The sequence below is a fragment of the Gammaproteobacteria bacterium genome (assembly GCA_013001575.1).
Lineage (GTDB): Bacteria > Pseudomonadota > Gammaproteobacteria > Steroidobacterales > JABDMI01 > JABDMI01.
Genome location: JABDMI010000055.1, coordinates 1 through 4,635 on the forward strand (window position 1 = coordinate 1; position 4,635 = coordinate 4,635).

4 protein-coding genes are annotated in these 4,635 nt (G+C 45.2%); 1 reads left to right on the forward strand and 3 read right to left on the reverse strand.

Translation table 11 applies throughout. The features are described 5' to 3' along the window. Window positions 1–230 precede the first annotated feature (230 nt). Complete coding sequence (locus HKN88_05075) at window positions 231–2,243, forward strand: MBL fold metallo-hydrolase (protein NNC97425.1); 2,013 nt, start codon at window positions 231–233, stop codon at window positions 2,241–2,243. A 102-nt stretch (window positions 2,244–2,345) separates the two neighbouring features. Here HKN88_05075 and HKN88_05080 read toward each other — a convergent pair whose 3' ends face one another. The 3 genes from HKN88_05080 to HKN88_05090 are packed head-to-tail and all read right to left on the reverse strand — an operon-like array spanning window position 2,346 to window position 4,284. Further along, window positions 2,346–2,756, reverse strand: coding sequence for a hypothetical protein (locus tag HKN88_05080; protein NNC97426.1), 411 nt, complete (start codon window positions 2,754–2,756; stop codon window positions 2,346–2,348). Between the two features lie 29 nt (window positions 2,757–2,785). Next, window positions 2,786–3,757 (reverse strand): hypothetical protein, encoded by a 972-nt coding sequence (locus HKN88_05085; GenBank protein ID NNC97427.1) that lies wholly within the window; start codon window positions 3,755–3,757, stop codon window positions 2,786–2,788. Further along, window positions 3,754–4,284: a hypothetical protein gene (locus HKN88_05090; protein NNC97428.1), complete on the reverse strand. Its 531-nt coding sequence runs from the start codon at window positions 4,282–4,284 to the stop codon at window positions 3,754–3,756. Before HKN88_05090 ends, HKN88_05085 begins: the two co-directional genes overlap by 4 nt. Window positions 4,285–4,635: the final 351 nt, after the last annotated feature.

Genomic DNA, 4,635 nt, shown 5'->3' on the forward strand with positions numbered 1-4,635 from the left:
GTTATCGTGTGGTTGGAATTGCCGATTTTAGTTGGAGCATATGCCGGTGCAGGTATTGAGTATGTGTTTGGCATCGTATTATTAAGTAAATATAAGTAATCGAACACGGCTTGTGTACTTGCATCCAGGATTCCATTTTCTTGACGTAATTATCAAAACCGCGTAATTTCCACCGGATGCCCAAACAATTGGATCCCTGCTTTCGTAGGGAACACGAGGAGTTCATAGCTGTGCCAAACCTTAAAATCGTTTTAGCCTTAAGTACCCTACTGATTTTTTCCTGCTCAAAAGCACCGGAAATCGGTGATGACGAGAAAATTGCCAAGGCCGAATCTATGCTCGCTCAAATGGATGCCCAAGAAGTGTATGTATCGGATGCGGTGAGAACGCATCATCGGAAGATCAAACAAGAACTCGACTTCAATAATAAAGCTGATTATGCGGCCGCCGAACGTGGCTTTATCGCAACTATGGAAAAAACCGAAATATTGAACGCCAATGGCATGCCCGCCTACGACATCGGGGCTTTTGATTTTATACAAGGCGAAGCACCGGATAGTGTGAACCCGAGTTTATGGCGTCAGGGCGAACTCACCGCCAAGCATGGTTTGTTCAAAGTCATGGACGGCATTTACCAGGTGCGCAACTTTGATCTGTCCAACATCAGTTTCATTCGTGGCGAAAGTGGCTGGATCGTGGTCGATCCCCTGATTTCCAAAGAGCCCGCACGTGCCGCTTACGAGCTGGTCAAACGCGAGCTTGGCGACTTTCCGGTTTCAGCCGTTATCTACACGCATTCGCACGCGGATCATTTTGGTGGAGTTCGCGGTCTGATATCTGAAGAAGATGTGGCCAATGGTGTAAAAATTATTGCGCCATTGAATTTCACCCTGGAGACCGTGAGTGAATCGATCCTGGCCGGCAACCAAATGACGCGCCGCGCGAGTTATATGTTTGGCAGTCTGTTACCACGTTCACCGACCGGGTCGGTGGGGGTTGGATTGGGGCCAGCCATTTCCAGTGGCGGCATGGGCATGATCGCACCAAGCGACGAGATTACACACACTGGCCAGAAAATGACGGTCGATGGAATCGAGTTTGAATTCCTGCTGGCCCTGGGTGCCGAAGCGCCGTCCGAGTTCATGTTCTACTTGCCCCAGTTCAAAGCATTTTGTCAGGCGGAAATTATTAATCACACATTGCATAACCTGTACACGCCACGCGGCGCCAAAGTTCGCGACGGCCGTATCTGGAGTAAATACATTGACGAAGCCATTGTGATGTTTGCTGACAAAACCGAGGTGTCTTTTGGTTCCCATCACTGGCCAACCTGGGGACAAGAAAAAATTGTGGATTTCTGGTCGGGTCAACGCGACCTGTATCGCTTTATTCATGACCAGACCTTGCGCCTGGCCAATCACGGCTACACCATGCACGAAATTCCCGAGTTATTGAATATGCCCGATGGCATTGCAAAGTCTTTTGCGAACCGGGATTACTACGGAACACTAAGCCACAACTCCAAAGCCCAGTACCAATTGTATTTTGGGTATTTTGACGGTAATCCGGCCAATCTTGATCCACTCAGTCCGGTGGATGAAGGCAAAAAGTTTGTCGAGTATATGGGTGGTGCGGAAAAAGTTATTGCAAAAGCCCAAGGTGATTTTGATAAAGGCGAATTCCGTTTCGCTGCCACCGCTCTGAATCACGTTATTTTTGCACAACCGGACAACAAACAAGCCGCGGACTTATTGGCAAAAACCTATCAACAGCTTGCTTATATGGCGGAATCAGGCTCCTGGAGAAACTTTTACTTAAGTGCCGCGGTAGAACTTCAAAACGGCATTATAGATTTGCCAACACCCAAAGCTGGTGGCCCGGATCTGGTTAAGGCTGTTCCACTGGATCTGTTCTTTGACACCATGGCAGTCAAACTGGATGCCAATAAAGCGAAAAATAAAAATTGGCGTTTTAATTTTGAATTAACCGACACCGGTGAAAAAGCCTTAATGATCGTGAGTAACGGAACTCTGCATCACCGCATGAATGCCAGCGATGAAAATGCCAATGCGACCATCAAAATGACTCGCGCCGCACTCGACCTGCTCAGTCTGAAACAAAAAACCTTCAGAGAACTGTCTAAAGAAGGAATGGCGTCCTACGAAGGCAACCCGCTGGCCCTGCGTTCTTTCTTCGGCATGCTGGATGATTTTGAATTCTGGTTCGAGATTGTGAGGCCCTAAGCTTGTTACTGGATTCAGGAATGACGGCGATGGTTAATGCCGGATGCTGAATAACACTTGTTATTCAATATTCCAGTTTCATAATTCAAGATCTAGGTTTCTTTACTCTCGGTTGATTGCCTGCCAAAAATCTACATACCCTGCATCGGTTTCTACTAATAACTGTTTAGATTTTAATACTTGGTGAGCGAAAACTTTAACTCCATTAGATTGCTGTATTGCAATTTCGGAATTGTTTAAGAGTTTAATAACTTCAATAACAGTCTCTTGTAATTCATCGTACAGCATGTCAGTGCCATCTAAATCAGAATGGTAGTGTTCACACCAGTCACTAAACAATTCCTCGCCAGTGTATTGATCTATAACAGATATATACCACTCATTAACCCCAAATGGAATAGTAATAATAATTTCATTTTGAGGGTGCGCCTCGAGGTGAATATTTATAGCCTCTTCATTAATTACATTCACCAGATTTTCAGAGGTAATGGTAGCCAGAATTTTTTCGTGCATATTTGCATTATATAATTACTTCTACCCGATCAGGTTTGTAAATATTTCTTGCGTATCCTGACCGCCCCGAATGCAATTCCGATCATCGCCGATCCCATCAGGATCAAAGCCAGTGGCCAGCCCAGTGAATCGCTGAAATACTCGGCGGTGATCTTGCATATATAGGCACCGAAACCCAGCGAGCCGAAAATCAAAAAGGAGCGGCTTTTCACTACGGTACTTAAAAACACAATTCCCAAGGCCAGACCCGGATAGATCAGTTCCCAAAACACACTTTGATTGGGTTTCCAGCCACCCAGGGCCATGGCGCTACTTAAAATTGCGATGATTCCGAAAACATATAAAAAACTGGTTAGGGGCTTGCGTACACTGTCTGAAAACGCATGGCCGAGCAAAGTCCAGGTGAGTCCGACGAAGAATATACGATACAGATAGAATTTGGATTCAGACGCCATGAACTGGTCTTTTAACATCCAGTCGGTGGCGATAAAGAATAAACAACTTGCAAAAATGATGGCAAATATCAATAACAGATTTCGCCGGAACAAAAAGTATGCACTAAGAAATACTGCGGTTAATATTCCGGAAATCTGGGTTGTGACCGAATAGGTATCTACCTTAAACTCTAATTCGTCGTAGGTCACCCCAAGCCCAAAAGGCATAAGCAAAGCCGCGATGGCAAAAAAGGTATTACTTAAAACCTCCTGCTCATCATTCTTGCTTAGCAATACAGCGCTGATAAAGAATCCGATGGCGATTCCCAGAGTGCACAGGATCTTGGCACTGGAGCCAAAGTGTTTCCACTCCTGACCCACCCAAAAAGCGATACCCATAAATACAATACCACCACCAATAAAACTCAAAATGTGCATGAGTTTATTGCTACCCTCGGATTTTTTCGTGTCAGTGAACTTTTCCAATACACCCAATACCGACACCACATCAACACTGCCGCTGTGTAAAGCTTTTTCCAGATCTTGTAGTAATTCAGGATTAGTCATTCGATCACCCAGCCCAGGAAATTGAATCCGTAATAAGATTGATTGGTGTACTCGAGATTTAATTTATGTGCGGCATGCGCATTCACCAGATAGCGATCACGCGAATAATGATAATCAAACGGAAACCAGCCGTTGCGCCTGCTCTGTTCGATCTTATAGCCATCGGGTGCAATTGCTTTCGCATCAAGTAACAGATTTTGCGCTTCCTCAAAATCAATACTCTTACTGGTATTGGTTTTCACATCATGCACATAGATCACCGGCTTACTTGCATAGGCCTTATCTTGTTGTTCGTTGTAAGTATGACCCTTGACCCATTCCAGGCGGTTCTTGCGCACCTGCAAAGAATGCGGATGGGTGTAGTCCGAGGTATATAAAAAATTAACCGATGGTGGCGGCGTGTTGTCAAAAAGCTGTGGCACATAAATACTCACAGCGATAAACAGTATCATTAATACCGGGATGGCCAGACCCAGGATCAAACTCCAGTTTTTCGCTGTACGGCTTTTTAGCGCTTCGTCACTCATTGCCTGTCTCCAATCAGCATTGACTTAACCTTGAGTTTAATGCCTACATATCAGCAATAACATTGCTGTTGGGAAAGTATCAGATTATGCGACCCGACGTCATATTGCATAAGACTTTCGGACTATACGGCTAGACACATTAGTATGCCGCATGCCCGGTTTTCACTTCCTACAAACGGCGGTAAACGCTGTGAGCAAATTGTCAGAGCTGCAATTCAATAAGGCGCTCTACAGACTTACTCGGCCAAATGTTCTTGCAAGAACATCACCACAGCCTGCTGGTAAATATCCCGATTCTCTTTTTTGCGATAACCATGGCCTTCGTTCAAGGCATTCATATACCAAACTGAT

Coding starts and splice junctions, on each gene's coding strand:
- HKN88_05080 (NNC97426.1), bottom strand. CDS start 2,756: ATGCACGAAAAAATTCTGGCTACCATTACCTCTGAAAATCTGGTGAAT.
- HKN88_05085 (NNC97427.1), bottom strand. CDS start 3,757: ATGACTAATCCTGAATTACTACAAGATCTGGAAAAAGCTTTACACAGC.
- HKN88_05090 (NNC97428.1), bottom strand. CDS start 4,284: ATGAGTGACGAAGCGCTAAAAAGCCGTACAGCGAAAAACTGGAGTTTG.